13 protein-coding genes and 2 tRNA genes are annotated in these 16,328 nt (G+C 66.8%); 11 read left to right on the top strand and 4 right to left on the bottom strand.

Annotation, left to right across the window (positions count from 1 at the left end; translation table 11 throughout):
* Positions 1-8 precede the first annotated feature (8 nt).
* A complete protein-coding gene (gene cynS / locus ON37_RS19050) occupies positions 9-479 on the top strand; it encodes a cyanase (RefSeq protein WP_040721213.1) in 471 nt (156 codons plus the stop codon).
* An 18-nt stretch (positions 480-497) separates the two neighbouring features.
* Positions 498-998 (top strand): nucleoside deaminase, encoded by a 501-nt coding sequence (locus tag ON37_RS19055; protein WP_040721081.1) that lies wholly within the window; start codon positions 498-500, stop codon positions 996-998.
* 265 nt (positions 999-1,263) lie between these two features.
* Here ON37_RS19055 and ON37_RS19065 read toward each other — a convergent pair whose 3' ends face one another.
* A complete protein-coding gene (locus tag ON37_RS19065; RefSeq protein WP_051031785.1) occupies positions 1,264-1,959 on the bottom strand; it encodes a hemerythrin domain-containing protein in 696 nt (231 codons plus the stop codon).
* 116 nt (positions 1,960-2,075) lie between these two features.
* Here ON37_RS19065 and ON37_RS19070 point away from each other — a divergent pair, with 116 nt between their 5' ends.
* From ON37_RS19070 to ON37_RS19085, 4 genes are all read left to right on the top strand, one after another.
* Entirely contained in the window at positions 2,076-5,348 is a 3,273-nt protein-coding gene (locus ON37_RS19070; protein ID WP_040721082.1) for an ATP-binding protein, read from the top strand.
* A gap of 123 nt (positions 5,349-5,471) precedes the next feature.
* Positions 5,472-6,791 carry a zinc-binding dehydrogenase gene (locus ON37_RS19075; protein WP_157171500.1) on the top strand — a complete coding sequence of 440 codons (1,320 nt, stop codon included), beginning with the start codon at positions 5,472-5,474 and terminating at the stop codon, positions 6,789-6,791.
* A 136-nt stretch (positions 6,792-6,927) separates the two neighbouring features.
* Entirely contained in the window at positions 6,928-7,365 is a 438-nt protein-coding gene (locus ON37_RS19080) for a DUF4267 domain-containing protein (protein ID WP_040721083.1), read from the top strand.
* A gap of 39 nt (positions 7,366-7,404) precedes the next feature.
* A complete protein-coding gene (locus ON37_RS19085) occupies positions 7,405-7,830 on the top strand; it encodes a DUF2871 domain-containing protein (RefSeq protein ID WP_040721084.1) in 426 nt (141 codons plus the stop codon).
* Between the two features lie 440 nt (positions 7,831-8,270).
* On the opposite strand, the gene ON37_RS19090 is transcribed toward ON37_RS19085, so the two are convergent.
* Positions 8,271-8,344 (bottom strand) — tRNA-Met (locus tag ON37_RS19090).
* Between the two features lie 189 nt (positions 8,345-8,533).
* On the opposite strand from ON37_RS19090, the gene ON37_RS19095 reads away from it, so the two are divergent.
* A complete protein-coding gene (locus ON37_RS19095; RefSeq protein WP_245553266.1) occupies positions 8,534-9,349 on the top strand; it encodes an NADPH-dependent oxidoreductase in 816 nt (271 codons plus the stop codon).
* A gap of 87 nt (positions 9,350-9,436) precedes the next feature.
* On the opposite strand, the gene ON37_RS19100 is transcribed toward ON37_RS19095, so the two are convergent.
* On the bottom strand, positions 9,437-11,107 hold the full coding sequence (locus ON37_RS19100; RefSeq protein WP_083893111.1) for a carboxylesterase/lipase family protein: 1,671 nt from the start codon (positions 11,105-11,107) through the stop codon (positions 9,437-9,439).
* 100 nt (positions 11,108-11,207) lie between these two features.
* Here ON37_RS19100 and ON37_RS19105 point away from each other — a divergent pair, with 100 nt between their 5' ends.
* From ON37_RS19105 to ON37_RS32995, 3 genes are all read left to right on the top strand, one after another.
* Entirely contained in the window at positions 11,208-11,960 is a 753-nt protein-coding gene (locus tag ON37_RS19105) for a TetR/AcrR family transcriptional regulator (RefSeq protein ID WP_040721087.1), read from the top strand.
* A 938-nt stretch (positions 11,961-12,898) separates the two neighbouring features.
* Positions 12,899-13,834: an alpha/beta hydrolase gene (locus ON37_RS31870; RefSeq protein WP_157171502.1), complete on the top strand. Its 936-nt coding sequence runs from the start codon at positions 12,899-12,901 to the stop codon at positions 13,832-13,834.
* Between the two features lie 36 nt (positions 13,835-13,870).
* Positions 13,871-14,335, top strand: coding sequence for a hypothetical protein (locus ON37_RS32995; protein ID WP_157171503.1), 465 nt, complete (start codon positions 13,871-13,873; stop codon positions 14,333-14,335).
* Positions 14,336-15,002: 667 nt separating this feature from the next.
* Here the strand turns inward: ON37_RS32995 and ON37_RS19110 are convergent.
* Positions 15,003-15,076 (bottom strand) — tRNA-Met (locus ON37_RS19110).
* 670 nt (positions 15,077-15,746) lie between these two features.
* Between ON37_RS19110 and ON37_RS19115 the strand changes: the two genes are divergently transcribed.
* Entirely contained in the window at positions 15,747-16,286 is a 540-nt protein-coding gene (locus ON37_RS19115) for a transglycosylase family protein (protein WP_040721088.1), read from the top strand.
* Positions 16,287-16,328 lie beyond the last annotated feature (42 nt).

The following is a 16,328-nucleotide window of genomic DNA, read 5'->3' on the forward strand; positions in this document are numbered from 1 at the left end:
AAAACCCCATGGCGCACGCACAATTCGACCCGACGGCGCGGCAGGATCTGGCCGTGAAGGCCGTCGAGGCCAAGATCGCCAAAGACCTCACCTGGCAGCAGATCGCCGAAACGGCCGGATATTCCACCGCTTTCGTCACCGCGGCGGTGCTCGGACAGCACGCGCTGCCGGAGCAGTCCGCCCGCGCGGTCGCCGACCTGCTCGGCCTCGGCGACGACGCGGCCACCCTGCTGCAGACCATCCCCACCCGAGGTTCGATCCCGGGCGGCGTGCCGACGGACCCGACGATCTACCGGTTCTACGAGATGCTGCAGGTCTACGGCACCACCCTCAAGGCCCTCGTCCACGAGCAGTTCGGCGACGGCATCATCAGCGCGATCAACTTCAAGCTCGACGTGCGTAAGGTCGCCGATCCGGAGGGCGGCGAGCGCGCCGTGATCACCCTCGACGGCAAGTACCTGCCGACCAAGCCCTTCTGAAAAGCGAGGAACACCACCATGGATTTCGCCCAGCACACCATCGATCTGGCACGACGCAATGTCGAGGCGGGCGGACGCCCCTTCGCAACGGTCATCGTCAAGGACGGCGAAATTCTCGCCGAAAGTCCCAATCTGGTCGCGCAGACCAACGATCCGACCGCGCACGCCGAGATCCTCGCGATCCGCGCGGCCTGCACGGCACTCGGCACCGAACATCTGACCGGGACCACCATCTACATCCTGGCGTTGCCGTGCCCGATGTGTCTCGGCGCGCTCTACTACTGCTCTCCCGACGAAGTGGTCTTCCTGACCACTCGCGAGGAATACGCACCGCACTACGTCGACGACCGAAAGTACTTCGAGCTCAACACCTTCTACGACGAATTCGCCAAGCCGTGGGACCGGCGCCGCCTGCCGATGCGGCACGAACCGCGGTCGGATGCCATCGACGTCTACCGCCGCTGGCAGGAACGCAACAACGGCGAACGCCGGGTCGCCGGGGCACCCACGGCACAGTAATTCCCCAGCCGGAAGGAAGCGTCGCGGTCCGGCGAGACCGCTCGGCGTGGTGGCTACAGCAGTGGCGATCCGGGAGCGGGGGTGAGTCGGGTGGCGGTCACCTCGGTAATGGCGGTGGTGTCGAAACCCGCCATATCGGAGCGCAATTCGGGACTGGCCAGATATTTCGCGGCGACTTCGGCCGGGTCGGCGGCGGCCGGAAAGCTGATAGATCCTCATGGCCCGATTCCTGTTCATATTCGCGAATGGTTGGCGGCCACGGTTTTCAGCGGCGACCACGCCGGGCCGGGCCGCCGGATGATCTCGTACCGAAGCGGGGTCGGGCCGCGCGGACGCGACGAATGTGGCGGGTATAGCGGAGGCGACCGATGACGTACCAGATAGCGCGTATCGGTGTGGGGAGAGCGCCGAGGAGGGCGGCGCGTTCGGCGCGGTCGGCATCCTCCAGGACGAGGCCGAGGAGCGTGAGCAGGGTGAGCTTGGGTGTGTTGGCCACCAGGTGTTCTCCCAGCGACGCCCATTCCCTTTCGGTGATGTACTCGGCGGCGAGTGGAAGGAGGGTCGCTTCTTCATCGTCGAGGTGTTCGAGCAGGACGGCCCGGTGATCGACGAGGATCGCGACGAGGGTGTCGCGTTCATCGGCTCCGGCCCGGGTCTCCCATGCCGGGACCGCGGCGTCCAGCTTGGTCAGGGTGGCTTCGACGCGCTCGTGCTGAGCTTGCATGCGCAGGATGACGTCCGCACCCGGGTCGGCCCGGGCGAGCAGCGGTGGCCACAGCAGCTCGTCCTCGCCCTCATGGTGGTTCTTCAGGCCGAGCCGATAGTCGCGGCAGTGCTCAGCGATCACCGCCGCGCGGGCGGTGTCTCCCGGAGCGACCGCCGCGATGAGCTCGATCAGCAGGCGGGACTCGCGGCGGAAGGCTCGGTGGACTATTTCCATGTCCTGGGTATTGACGCTCATTGTTCCTGTCCTTCAAGGGTTTCGAGTGCCTCGAGCCTGCTGTCCGAGGTTTGGAAAGGACTGGGAATCGGCTTGGAACGCCAGGCCGCCGCCGCGTGCGTACGATGTGACGCGTCATGGTCTTCATTCGGGTTTTGGGTTCGTTCGCGGCTGAGGCCGGCGGAGAAGCCCTACCCCTGGGCGGCCCGCGGCAGCGCGGCGTGCTGGCTCTGCTGGTGGCCGCGCGCGGGCAGGTCGTGCCGGTCGACCGGATGATCGAGGACCTGTGGCGTGGGGAACCGCCCGCGCGCGCACTGGCATCGCTGCAGGCGTACGTGTCCAACCTGCGCCGCCTGCTGGAGCCCGGCCGGCCGCCACGCGCGCCGGCTCGCCTGCTGATGAGCGCGTCGCCCGGCTACGCCCTACGGCTGCCGCGGAGCGCGGTGGACGCGTGGCGTTTCGAGGACCTGCTCGACGAAGCCCGCACACTCGCCGATCCACGTGATGCTCACACCCGGCTGACCGAGGCGCTGGCGCTGTGGCGGGGCCCCGCGTTCGCTGAGGTCGCCGACGAGCCGTGGGTCGCCGCCGAGATCGCGCGGCTCGACGAGCTGCGTCTGATCGCCCGCGAACTGCGCATCGCGGCCGGATTGCGGCTCGGCGACCCCGCGACCGTGGTGCCCGATGCGGAAACCTTCACCCACGACCATCCCCTGCGCGAGGAAGGCTGGCGCCTGCACGCCCTCGCGCTGTGGAGCAGCGGCCGCCAAGCCGACTCCCTCGCCGCTCTCCGCCGCGCCCGCGCCACCTTCGCCGATGAACTGGGTCTGGACCCCGGACCTGACCTGGTGGCGCTGGAAGAGGCGATCCTCACCCAACGCACGGACGTTCTCCACACGGCCGTCCCCCCGCCCGCGGCACACACACCCCGCGTCGCCGCACCCACACCGCCATCCGTGATCGAAAAGCCTTACACGGCAACGTTCGTGGGCAGGGAGAACGAGCTGGCGGCGCTGCTGGCCGCCGCCGGGGAAACCGTTCGTCGACAGGTGCGCGTCGCACTCGTCAGCGGAGAGGCCGGGCTCGGCAAATCGATGCTGCTCGAGCAGCTCGGCGCGCGGCTCGCGCAGGACGGATGGCTCGTGGCCGCCGGGCGCTGTCCCGATGTGGACAGCGCGCCGCCCGCCTGGGCCTGGGTCGAAGTGCTGCGGACGGTTGCCGACAGCGTTCCCCCGGGCGACTTCGCCGACGACCTGGCGCCGCTACTGTCGGACTCGGCGACCGGGACCGGGGACGCGGCAGCCGGCCGTTTCCGGTTGCGGCGGGCCGTGTGGGCCTGGCTGTCGGCGATCGCCGCGGATCGTCCGGTCGCCGTGCTGCTCGACGACCTGCACTGGGCGGACGCCGCCACACTGGAACTGCTCGCCGGCGTGGACGCCCGGGCCCCGATCCTGATCGTCGCGGCGTACCGCGCGGACGAGAGCGAGCACCTCGGTGCCACGTTCGCGTCTCTCGCCCGCACCGCGCCCCTGCGGCTCGACCTGTCCGGACTCGATCGCGATGCCGTCGCGGAACTGGTCCGCGCCGAGTGCGAAGCCGACGACTCAACCGTGGCCGGAATCACCGAGCGGACCGGCGGCAATCCCTTCTATGTGCGGGAGACCGCGCGGCTGCTCAGCGGCGAGGGCGCGCTGATCGCGCTTTCCGAGGTGCCCGAGGGCGTCCGGGACGTGCTGCGGCGCCGGTTCGCCAGGTTGCCCGAGAGCGGTGTGTCCGTCCTGCGACTCGCGGCGGTGGCCGGCCGGGAAAGCTCGGTGGACGTGCTCGTGCGGGCCGCCGACACCGACGAGGACGGGGTACTGGACGCGCTCGACGCGGGCGTCATCGCCGGATTGCTCGACGAGCCCGGACCCGGGCGAGTCCGATTCGTACACGCCCTGGTCAGGGACACGCTCATGACCGATGTCAGCCGGGTGCGGATCACCAGGATGCATGCCCGGATCGCCGCGGCGTTGGAGGGTCGCGGCGATGTCACCGCGCTGGCCCACCACTACGCGCGAGCGGGTTCGCCGAAGGCCGTCGGTTATTGCGTGCGGGCCGCCGAACTGGCCGAGGCACGGTATGCCCACGACGTGGCGGCCACGCTGCTGACCGACGCCGTCACCAACTCCAGCGACCCGGACGAGCGGGTCGGCCTGCTCGGTAGGCTGCTGCGCGCGCAGGTCAGGGCCGGGGCCTTCGCCGCGGCCAGGGACACGCGCGAGCAGGCCGTGGAGTACGCCGAGTCGATCGGGCGCGAGGATCTGATGATCGCCGCGTTCACGGCTTGGACCGAGCCCACCCCTTGGCAGGCCCGCACCTACGGCACGGTGGACCGTCCCATCGTCGAGCGCCTCGGCCGCCTGCTCGAACGCACCGGCCTGGCCCCCGACCTGCGGTCCCATCTCCTCATCGCCTACGCCCACGAGCTGGTCGGCGAGGGTGATCCGAGCGTCATGGCGGCGGCGCGGGAGGCGCTCGACCTCGCCACCACTCCCCGTCTGCGGGCCGCGGCACTGCTCGTCCTCGCGCGCGAGTCCGGCCGGGAGGAGTACTCCCGTGCTTTGGTGGAGATCGGCGTCGAGCACGACCTGCCCGTCTATCGCGTGACCGGCCTGCTCAATCGGGCCGCCAACGCCGCCGCGGCCAACGATCCGGCGACCATGCGCCGGGTGGCAACGGAGGCACTCGCGCTCGCCCGCGCCTACCGCATGCCGGAAGCGATCGGCGCCGCCGAAATCGCGCTGGCGACACTGGTGCTCATCGAGGGTCGATTCGCCGACGCCGAGCGCCTCTATACCGAGGCCACCGAACGAATGGAACGCGCCGGATCGGTGCACGCCGCAGGCTTCCTGCGGCTCGCACGGGCGGCGATCTGGATCAACGACGGCACGCTCGGCGACCACCTGAACGACGTGCGTGCCCTGCACGCGGCACTCGGCCCGATGACCGCCGACCTGCTCGCACTCGCCCTCCACGCCGCGGGCCGCAGCGATGAGGCGTACCGCACCCGCACCTCACCCGCCCCGATCCGGCCCGACTTCTTCTTCACCTTCCTGACCAGCCTGCGTGGGATGGCGGCCGTCGCCTTCGACGACCGTGACGCGGCCGAGCGAATCTACGCGGATTTGCTGCCGCACCGAGACGGTCCCCCGGCGGGCGCGGAGAGCGTGTCGCTGGCCCTGCGCCCGGTCGCGCACACGCTCGGCGAACTCGCCCTGCTCCTCGGCCGCGCCGACGCGGCCGCCGCCCACTTCGCCCGGGCCGCCGCCATCGCCGACGAGTGGAACGCTCCCGCCTGGTCCATGGATGCCAGAGCCCACGCGGTTCGTGTTCCGCACCATCGGATTTCGCCTCCGTCGCAGGGTTGAGACCACCCTGGGCCGGGTGAGGGCCCGCGGCGTTCGCAGTGCTCCAAGTCGGCTCCAAGTTCCTTCCAAAACCCGAGGAGCAGTGTCGACCCCATCGGAACCGAACTGATGGAGGAGCGAAACATGAACAACCCCAATACCTTCCGGGCCGCGGTCGTCCGCGCCCCGAGTGGACCCGACTCGATCGAGATCATCGACGTGCCGGTCACCGAGCCCGGCGCCGGAGAGGTCCGGGTCGCGGTCGCGGCCGCGCCGGTCAATCCCACCGATCTCGGCGTCGCGAGCGGGTTCTTCCACGAGATGGGGATGATCGACCAGCCCTCCCACACCGGCCTGGGCTGGGACTTCGCCGGCACCGTGGTCGCCGCCGGTCCGGGCGTGGACGTGGCCGTCGGCACGCGGGTTGCCGGTGTCGTACTCGGTTTCGATCGCGACTTCGGCACCTACGCCGAACAACTCGTCGTGCCCGCCGCCGATCTCGCCGTGGTGCCCGACGAACTCGACCTGGTCGCGGCATCGACGGTGCCGCTCAGCGCGTTGAGCGCGGCGCAGATCGTCGATCTGCTCGGCGATGCGCCCGCCGACGGCAACCGATTGCTGGTGGCGGGTGCGGCCGGTGCGATCGGCGCGAATGTGGCCGCACTCGCACCCGACCGCGGCTGGCGAGTGACCGGATTGGCACGCGCCGAGGACGAACCGTTCGTGCGCGGTCTCGGCGCCGACTTCCGCACCGAAGCCGAGCCGGGTTGGGATGCCGTCGTCGACACCACATCACAGCAGGCATGGGGATTGAACCCGGTCCGCGACGGGGGAACCTTCGTCGGCGTGCGTCCGAACCTGACGCCCGCGGCCGAGCGCGGAATCACGGTGCACATCCTGATGGTGCGGTCCGACGGCCCGCGCTTGGAACAGCTGCTGGCCCGCGCCGCCTCCGGCCGGCTGCCTACCCGCGTGCACGCGGTCCTGCCTCTGGCCGAGGCCGCCGCAGCCCACCGGGCCATGGCCGAAGGCGGGACGCGCGGTCGGTACGTGCTCGACCCCGGGATCGACCGGGTCCGACCATCCCTCGGTGGCACGGTTCGAAACGGCCACAACCCGGTCGTCCCGGACACCGAGGCCCCGGTCACCGTGATCAACACGATGTCCGTACCCGCGGCGCAGCGGGAGCTGTTCCTGCATCGCTGGCGCGAGAGCGCCCAGTACATGGCGGCCGCATCCGGTTTCCGTCGAACCCGGATGTTCCAGGCGGCCGGTGACGCGGCCGAGGCGGTTTTCGTCAACGTCGGAGACTGGGACAGCGGCACCGCCCTGCGCAACGCCCTCGGCACTCCGGAATGGCGTGAGTTGACGCTGCGGATCCAGAACGAGGTCGACCTCACCGCACGGCCGATGATCTTCCATCTCGCGCTCGAGTTGGGGCCAGGCGACATGCTGCCCCAGTGACCGCCGATCGATAGCTCGAAGATTCGACGCCCGGCCGACTCGCGCGAGAGCACGGCCGGCCGGGCAGTGCGTCTCGGCAGGGCCGGATGCCTTGCCGGACAAGAATTCACCGTCCGAACGTCACAGGAGACCAACCGTGTCGCGCAAGAACCTCACCACCGGCCTGGCCACCGCAACTGTCCTGTTCACCTTCTACCTCGCGCTCTCCTTCATCCTGGCCCCCGCGACGTCGGCGCCGGGCTTCGGCCTGCCGACCTGGCCCGCCGGCGACGGCGGCGGCTTCCTCATCGTGAAAGGTTGCCGTGAACTCGCTATGGGCCTGGGCTCGGGCATCCTGCTGATCACCGGCCGCCGCCGCGCGCTGGGCTGGGTCCTGCTGATGACGGCCGTCGCCCCGCTGGGCGACATGGTCAATGTCCTGGCCCACCACGGCTCCACGGCCACCGCATTCGGCGTCCACGGCCTGACCTCCGCACTGATCGCGGTCACGGGTCTGCTGATCCTCCGCGAAACTAGCAAGGAACCGACGGCCCGGGAGGGCGCCGCCCCAGCGCCCGCCGTGTTATCCGCCTGACATCTACCCGCCCGCAGCATATTTCAGAACGAGGACTCGATGAAACTGCTCTACTGGACCGCCGTCGGCTACACCGCGCTGGGACTGCCCTCGGGCCTGCTCTACCGCGAGCTCACCAAGGCCCACCGGTTCACCGGCAAAACCGAACTCGCCGTGGTCCACACTCATCTGCTGGCATTGGGAACACTGTTCTTCCTGATCGTCCTGGCGCTCGAATACCCACTCGCCCTCTCCGAGACCCGCGCGTATCGCTGGTTCTTCACCGTCTACAACACCGGCGTCATCTGGGTCGTGTCGTGCATGACGATCATCGGCGCCCGGACAGTCCTCGGGTACAGCGAATACAAGCCGCTCTCGCATCTGGCAGGCGGCGGCCACATCCTGCTCACGATCGGATTCGTACTCTTCTTCCGCACCGTGCACCAGGCCATCACAGCTCGCCGCGACGAGCCGATCCCCTCCTGAAGACCGGTAGTGTCAGTCCGCCCGAAGCACCGATCCCCGCAGCGGGATTCGCCCGCTGGAGGCCGGCGAAATGGTGCTTCGGTCGTGAGATTCCGACGCTCATGGGCTGGTAGGACACTGGTGTCGGAATCGGATCCCGGCCAGGATGAACCGCGGCACCATCGACCACACCGACCCTACGGGACGACCAGACAACTGCCCATACCCGAAAGGCCTTGGATGTCAACGGAACTCAGGACCACCGTCCAGGACCGACAGACCGGCCTCACGGCTGGTCACGATCCCACCCATCCCGATCGGTATCAGCTGGTACCGATTACCTTTCAGTGGCTCTCGGGCAACCATCCGCACAGCCGAATCGGAATGCGAATCCGTTGCCAAGAACCTCGACAAAATTGAGGGCGATCCTGAAACCTTCTGGCCAGGACCGCCCTCGTCAGTAGCGGGGACAGGATTTGAACCTGCGACCTCTGGGTTATGAGCCCAGCGAGCTACCGAGCTGCTCCACCCCGCGTCGGTAATGTCAACCCTACGCAACCACCCCTCGAAAACCAAAACGCCTGGTGGGAACGGGCCATAGCAGCTGCTACCACCGCGGGCCCGGGCGGGCGGCCCGACAGCCACGGTTACCGGCGCTCCCGCCATCGGCGCACGGTGATCGCAACGATGGCCGCCGCCGCAGGCTGCGCGCCAGACTGGCCGAGTGACGACGACGAATTCGCATCCCGTGCGCGATCGGTACCGCGATCCGGAGCTGACCTCGCTGACGCGAACCAATCCGGTCATCGAGCTACAGCTCGCACACCGGTCCGTCCGTGCCTTCCGCGACGAGCCGGTGGGCGCGGCGGAGTTGACCACGATCGTCGCGGCGGCCCAGTCGGCCTCGACCTCGTCGAATCTGCAGGCGTGGAGTGTCGTCGCGGTGCGCGACCGGCAGCGGCGGGACCGGCTGGCCACCTTGGCCGGCAATCAGGACTTCATCCGGCGCGCCCCACTGTTCCTGGTGTGGGCGGCCGATCTGGGCCGCATCGGCCGCCTGGCCGCTGCGCGGCAGGCGAGGGTGGACGCGACCGAATACCTGGAGTCGACGATCCTCGGTTTCGTCGACACCTCGCTCGCGGCACAGAATGCGGTGCTCGCTGCCGAATCCCTCGGCCTCGGAGCGGTTTTCGTCGGCGCCATCCGTAACGACCCGGTGGGCGTCGCGGCCGAACTGCGGCTGCCCGACGGCGTGTTCCCAGTCTTCGGATTGGCCCTCGGCGTCCCCGACCCGGCCGAACCGGCCGGGGTGAAGCCACGCCTGCCGCAACGCGCGGTCCTGCACCACGAGGTCTACGACCCCACCGGCGACGAGGCGATCGGCGATTACGACGCCCGCCTGGCCGAATACAACACCGAATTCGGGCGATCGGGCGGTTGGGTGGACATCGTGCTGAACCGGCTCGCCGACCGTGACAGCCTGAAGGGCCGGCACCGTCTCCGGGAACACCTGCAGCGCCAGGGCTTTCCGTCGAGGTAATGCGGAACCATCCCACGGACGGAAAAGCGGCCCGGGACCGACCGACCCCACCTGTCATCGGAATACACCTCGCGTCGCGGTGCGTTGTCAGCCACCCAGCGATTCCCAGAAGGTGCACTGGTGTTCTCGGGCGAGATCGGCTGAGCCGATGTGCGCGGGTGCGAGCGACTGGACGTGGTCTCCGCTCCGAAACGGCAGCCACTGCGGCTGTCCGCCGCCGTTCGGATCTCCGGTGGATGCGAACCGAGCCCAGTACTCGATCATGGTCGCCGACAGCTGTCGCTGGGAGGCCGTGACGGGTCCCGGGAGCTGCTCGTCGGCAAAGAGGTACTGCAGTTCCGCACCATGAAACGCGCCGGTGGGAAAGTCGGGCTTCGCGAGCGTGGTGAACCACGGAGCGCTCTCGTCGGCGAATTCGTAGGCATACAAGGGTGTGTTCGCGGCGAGCACCCGATTCTGATCGCGCACCGCGCAGCCCCACGCCCAGTCGGTGACCACGGCCGACAGCGCCTCGCCGGCGGAATGGAATCGGCCGACGGGATACCGCTCCAGGATCCGTTCGACCTCGGATGCGGGGAACAGTGCGTCGAGTTGTTCGCGATAGCCGGCCGGAGTCGTCGGCTGGCCGGTTGCCGCTTCGATTGCCGCGGTGAAGAGGCGATGTTCGTCCCGGGTTATCCCTTCGATGACGGGCACACGGTTGAAGCGTCCGGCGGCGAAGGCGCCTTCCGGGCTGAGGGGAAGCATCCCGTCACCGACGGTGGGGCCTGATCCGACTCCGTCATCGGACCATTTCGCGAGCTCGGCTGCGGGCTTGGCTCGCAGGCACTCGGCAGCCGTGACCGGGTCGGAGCAGCCGACCTTCGCAGCGACCTCGACACCGTGCTGCTCTCGTTCGGAGCGTGGCAACGGAAACCAGGTCGGCGGCCCCGGCGACCACCGCCGACCGGCGCACTGGCCGCTTTGCACGATCGCCTTCTGAAACAGGCCTGCGGATCCCGGTGCGGCCAACTGGGCGCAGACACTGGTCCCCCCGGCGGACTCGCCGAAGATCGTGACGTTGCCGGGATCCCCACCGAATGCTGCCGCGTTGCGCTGGACCCACTGCAGCGCAGCCTGTTGATCTTCGAGGCCGAAATTTCCGGAGAGGTTCCGGGCTGGACCGTGGTCGAGGGCGGGATGAGCGAGGAATCCGAAGATTCCCAGTCGGTAGTTGGGGCTGACAACGATCACGTTTCCGCTGCTTGCCAGCTGCTGCGCGTCGTACAGGCTGCCGGCGCCGCTGATGAAACCGTTGCCATGGATCCACACCATCACCGGTAGTCGGCCACCGCTGCTGTGCCGCGGCGTCGTCACGTTGAGATAGAGACAGTCTTCGGTGGAACTGGCCCGATCGATCAGTCCTTCGGCTTGCGCGCATCGATTCCCGGGTCTGGTCGCGTCCCGAATTCCAGTCCACGACGCGGCAGGTTGCGGCGATGCCCAGCGGAGTTCACCAACCGGTGGCGCCGCGTACGGAATCCCTTGAAAAATCCTGGCATTCGTGGCGAGTCTGCCTCGTACTTCGCCGTATTCGGTCGTGACCACGGTGGCAGCGGGGCTGCGGGATGCGCTGCGGCTCCATGCCGGAGCGGCTGCTCCCGCGCCGGCCGCGCAGAGCGCGAGCACCGCCACGGCCACGACCACCCCCAGCCGACGGGCAGTTTCGGAGCGCGGTCTTCGCCGGCCCGATTCGTGGTTTTGCTCCTGCTGTTTCATCGGCACTGCCCCGATCTAATTCGTGTGAGGGTCACACAAACAATAAGTGTATGGTTTACACGAAGTCAATCGGCTCGCTGCCGACGAGAGGAATCGACCGATGCCGACCGCAGACGACGCGGAGCTGCCGCCGGGGATGGCCCTGGCGTGGCGGCTCCCGGTCAAATCGAACCAGCTCGGTCGGAGGCCGTCCCGAAGCGTCGAGCAGATCGTCGAGGCAGCCATCGAGCTGGCCGATACCGACGGATTCGCCGCCATGTCGATGCCCAAGATCGCGCAGCGGATCGGGCTGACCGCCAACGCGATCTACCGGTATGTCAGTTCCCGGGACGAACTGCTGGTGCTCGTCGCCGAGGCAGCCTGGGGCCCGGTGCCGGGCCCGGTACTCGAGGCGCAGGATTGGCGAGCCGCGGCAACCATCTGGACGCGGGGAATGATCGAACGATGCGACAGACATCCGTGGCTCTGCGATCTACCGATCCGCGGGGCTCCGGTGACACCGCATCTGCTGGGTTGGACGGAGGCCATCCTGAAGGTGCTGACCGGCGCCGGCCTGAGCCCCGGCGAGAGCTTGGGCTGCGCGTTGCTGCTCGACGGTTACGCGCGACAGGTCGCCAACACACGTCGCGATGTGCGCGAAAGTACCAGCACGTCGGTCCGGTCGGCAGCGGTGACCCGGTTCCTCGAACCGCGGCTGCGAGAACTGGGATATTCGGTCCTGGCGTCCATGATGGCCGAAAACGAATACACCGACGACATTCTGGACGACGACATCGCCTTCGGCCTCGAGCGGATCCTGGACGGTATCGATGCTCTGATCGCCAGTAAAGATACTGCAGCACAACGAGATTAACGACATCCGGTCGTCCCGATCCGGCCGCGCGAATACCTCGGTGTTTCGGCCGGCGGGCAGGTGAACCAAACGAACGAGCCGACCGCGACGGTCGACGAGAGTGGCGATCGCCGATCCGCCCCGAGCTCTGATGATCAAATCACCACGTGCCGTGGGCTGCGGGGTGCCTCCGGGACGTACCCGTGCGCGGTCCCGGAGTCCGTCGTGGATGCGTTGCCGCGCACCGGATCTCGTTCACCCGCGGTAGATGTCGTGGACGGTCGTCGGGGGCGGGAAGTCGTGGGGAAGCTGCGTCCACGCGATGCCGTCACGTTTCCGGAGAGTATGCCGGCGGACGGGGCTCGCTCCGAGCTCGCACACCGATCAACTACGTAGGGCACACCGATGCCCCGGTATCGACTACGTGGGTACGGTCTGTCCGGTCGGCACGCCGCCAGCCCTCAGCGACTCGACGACGGCGTTCCAAGAAAGTGAAGCGGATCGATACGGACATATGGCGTGCGGGGAGGGCATGGTGCACGTCGGTTGTGTGGGTTGATCCGCAACGAACGCAATTCCCCGCGGCCTTCACGGAGATCGGCGCCCGGTGTGGTCAAAACGGCACGCCAGTCGATCGGCGCGTGAAATGAATAGATGGTTCCATGCGAGTTCCTGAGCCGTTCCAACCCTTTCATCGCTCTATTGCTGCAGCCTATCTGCGCAATCTGAGAGATGTACTGTCCAATGTCACTCGTCGATTCAGCACCGAAGAGGCCGCGAACCTCAGAGGAGCAGCGCTTCAGGTTTCACGCGCCTCGAAGGAATTGCGGAATGCCGATCGAGAAGCGCGGTACCATTTCGAAAAGGAGGACGCCCCGGGCTTGGCGCTACGACAGGAAGGGGCTCGTGACACGGCCGTAGTCACGGACCCTCGGCGGGTACACGCGGCATGGTCCAGGATGTCACGTAACGACAGGGACGAATTGCATCGTATCGATCCGTTCATTGGCAACCGCGACGGTATTCCACAGGCCGACAGAGATCATTACAATCGAAAGACACTTCGATTGCTGCGAGAGAAGGCTCTGGCAGCGAAAGATTTTGAACGCGTTTCACACTACGACGTCATCGGCCAGGCTCTCGAATCGAGACCAGGCTCGCCGCAGAGGTACTTGTCACTGCTCGATGACAAGTTTCGTTGCGCTGTCGCCGTCGGAAATCCGGACAATGCAAGGAACGTGGTCACCAATGTTATCGGCGCCGAATCGAACCCGTCGGGAATCCAGGGCTGGACCAATGTTTCCGAAAGCCTGCGCCGATCCGCGATAGCGGCGGATCCGACAGCGGAGACGTCGGTGATCGCGTGGGCGGGATACGATCGACCCCCGACAATTTCCAGATCGATCGATTCGACATACGCGCGAAAAGCGGCCCCGACATTGGTGAAGTACCAAGAGGGACTCGGCGTTACCAATAATCAATCGCCACCGTACCGCACGGTTGTCGGCCATTCCTACGGGTCACTGGTCGCCAGTCACGCAGCGTCACATGGACTGACTTTGCCCGCCCATAATCTTGTTTTTACCGGCAGCTTCGGGGTCGGCGTCGATCGTGCAACGGAGCTGAGCTTGATCGGGCAGCCGTCGGATATGAGCCGACGAATTTTCGCCACTATCGCAAAACATGATTCGATTCAGCTGATGCCGAGAGCCCACGGTCCACTACCAACGGCGCCCGATTTCGGTGGAACGAGATTCACCACCGACTCCAGCCGAGGTCCCTGGACATCCTTGAGATGGAATTCCGACGATCATGATTCATATTGGAGCAGCACCAATTCCGCTATGCGGAATATGGGATTCATCGTCACCGGCCATGGTCATCTCGTGACGTGACATTCCATCCGATTCCTCTGTGAAGAAGGACACGAAATGACCCATGAGCCCAATGAATCCGTAGCCCGGGAGAAATTACATGCGTACTTGGTCGATATTCTTCGATCGCTTCCCACTCACCTGTCGCTGTCGCTATTCAATCCGAACCACCCCAACGCGAGGTTCGATACCGGTCTGACGATGCCGTTCAACGACACCGACCCGGAAGGGATGGAGCTGTACTACTTCGATATCTCGTACTGGCTTGTCGGGTGTCGTCCAGAGAGATCAGAAACGTGCTTTCGGGTCGTTGTCGAGGCGTGGAAACGTCTCGAATGGCATCCTGAATCGAGTCGTAATCGTAGACCACTGGCGGCGGTGGCTCGCACACCCGATGGATACGGGTTCGCCCTACAACAGAGTGTCGATGGACATCTGAGCTTATCCGCTTCAACTCCTCCGTTTCCTCCCGGAGGCACCGGCTGCGGGCCATTTCCGGAATCGATCACAACCGATACATAGGTTCCTTTTGCAGTACCCGAACGGGCCGAGTGGATAGCCAACCGCTCGCGTCTCGGTCTTCGAGGCTCGGCGATGGTGGTTTGCAGAAGCCGGCCGCGCCGACGCCGGTGATCTTTCAGCCGACCTACTGCCGAGGGACGTATCAAGCGCGACAACAACATTCGGATGTAGGAGTACTGGTCGAAGACAATCGGAAACGGCCGGCGACCGACGCCACAAGTCCGGGCGGCTCATCAACAGCGTCCGCTTCGACCGGTTCTACACCCTGTTCTGCCTCGAGCTGACCACCGGCCTACGCCGGGCAGAGACCTGCGGAGCCCACGGACCCTGCCACGATCTCGACGCCGGAGCGCTGTCGGTACCGACGGGACGTATCGTCGTCGCCGGTCACGCGCGCGACGCCGAGCACGCGCTGTACGGCGACGACTCTACGAAGACGGCCGGACCGTCCACCCGGACTCGATCCGAGAACGATTCAAGTGCCTGGCCGCCTGCGCCCCGGAACTGCCTGAGATCCGCTTCCAACGATCCGCGCCACACCCTACTGGGCGGAAAACCACGGACACCGCAAGCACAGCTGACACTTAGCTTGGCTAATGATGCCGAAGGTGATACCGATCCGAACGAAAACGGCCCCGGAACCATGGTTCCGGGGCCGTTTCCCTAGTAGCGGGGACAGGATTTGAACCTGCGACCTCTGGGTTATGAGCCCAGCGAGCTACCGAGCTGCTCCACCCCGCGTCGGTAAACACAACATTACACACGGGTCGGCCAGGGCTGCAAATCGCGTGGTCAGCGCATATTTTCAGGTTAACTGTGCCGATCTTGACCAACCTTGTCACACCACTCGAACAGGAAGCCGGCCCGCCGAGCAACGCTTCACCCACACCCGGGGCGGCGGCTGGAGACCGCGGTTCACCACGGCGCGGCAAGCCTCAGCGCCAATCGCCACCACCGGCGCGGAGCAGACAGGGCGGGCCGCGCCGCGGGGGCGGACCGGATTCGGCCGCCTACCCGACCACGGCCGAATACGATCCCGCCCACGGGAAACGCGCGCGTTTCCAAAATTCGCCCTGGAAAAACGTGACCGATGCCACTGATTCGCCGTGATTCATCGCACATAACGAGCACATAACAGTCGTTCGGAATGATCAATCACTGCATAGCCAACCTGCATGGATGTGCCGAATCGGGTTATTCGCTTCATGCAATTGTCGCTGTTATCAAGACGTGATCTGTCGAGATCTCTTCGTTATGGTCGTCTGCGGCCCGGATCGAACCCGTGATGGGCTCCGACCCGAACCGTTGCACACCGGCAACCCTGCCCCGCGGTTCGGGGATCCCCGACCTCCTGGGGGCAGGGACGCGGCCGAGTTTCGCCGCGCCGGCGGGCGCAGGGAGGGACACCACCATGAACAAGAACCGGAAGATCAGCAGTCGCGCCCTCGGCTTCGCCGCCGTCGCCGGCGCCCTTGTTGCCGTCCCGTTCGCAGCTTCCACCACTGCTTCGGCTGCGCCCGCCCACGACTGGGACGGTGTCGCGCAGTGCGAGAGCGGCGGCAACTGGAATATCAACACCGGCAACGGTTACTACGGCGGCCTGCAGTTCACGCAGTCCACCTGGGCCGCCAACGGCGGCACCGGCTCGCCGCAGAACGCGAGCAAGGAAGAGCAGATCCGGGTCGCGGAGAACGTGCTGCAGACCCAGGGCCCCGGCGCCTGGCCGGTGTGCGGACAGTACCTGCGCTACGCGCCTGCCGAGGAGGCCCAGCCGGCTCCCGAGCCGCAGCCCGAACCGGCCGCGCCGGTCCAGCTGCCGACCGACCGCCAGGAGCTGATCAACAAGGCCACCGAGGCCGGGAAGCAGGCCGCCCAGCAGTTCGGCGTGGCCGACCAGTTCCAGCAGATCCTGGATCAGAACAGCGGTCTGATCGACACCCTGGGCCGCTGAGCTGTCGCGGTCACCGCGCGAGCTCCGGACCGACACGCATTC

It is taken from the genome of Nocardia veterana NBRC 100344, assembly GCF_000308855.1.
GTDB classification, from domain to species: domain Bacteria; phylum Actinomycetota; class Actinomycetes; order Mycobacteriales; family Mycobacteriaceae; genus Nocardia; species Nocardia veterana.

Bases quoted from the DNA above. Each gene is read 5' to 3' on its own strand.
- ON37_RS19075 (WP_157171500.1), top strand. From the start codon at position 5,472: ATGAACAACCCCAATACCTTCCGGGCCGCGGTCGTCCGCGCCCCGAGT.
- ON37_RS19055 (WP_040721081.1), top strand. From the start codon at position 498: ATGGATTTCGCCCAGCACACCATCGATCTGGCACGACGCAATGTCGAG.
- ON37_RS19085 (WP_040721084.1), top strand. From the start codon at position 7,405: ATGAAACTGCTCTACTGGACCGCCGTCGGCTACACCGCGCTGGGACTG.
- ON37_RS31870 (WP_157171502.1), top strand. From the start codon at position 12,899: ATGTCACGTAACGACAGGGACGAATTGCATCGTATCGATCCGTTCATT.
- ON37_RS32995 (WP_157171503.1), top strand. From the start codon at position 13,871: ATGACCCATGAGCCCAATGAATCCGTAGCCCGGGAGAAATTACATGCG.
- ON37_RS19105 (WP_040721087.1), top strand. From the start codon at position 11,208: ATGCCGACCGCAGACGACGCGGAGCTGCCGCCGGGGATGGCCCTGGCG.
- ON37_RS19070 (WP_040721082.1), top strand. From the start codon at position 2,076: ATGGTCTTCATTCGGGTTTTGGGTTCGTTCGCGGCTGAGGCCGGCGGA.
- cynS (WP_040721213.1), top strand. From the start codon at position 9: ATGGCGCACGCACAATTCGACCCGACGGCGCGGCAGGATCTGGCCGTG.
- ON37_RS19065 (WP_051031785.1), bottom strand. From the start codon at position 1,959: ATGAGCGTCAATACCCAGGACATGGAAATAGTCCACCGAGCCTTCCGC.
- ON37_RS19100 (WP_083893111.1), bottom strand. From the start codon at position 11,107: ATGAAACAGCAGGAGCAAAACCACGAATCGGGCCGGCGAAGACCGCGC.
- ON37_RS19115 (WP_040721088.1), top strand. From the start codon at position 15,747: ATGAACAAGAACCGGAAGATCAGCAGTCGCGCCCTCGGCTTCGCCGCC.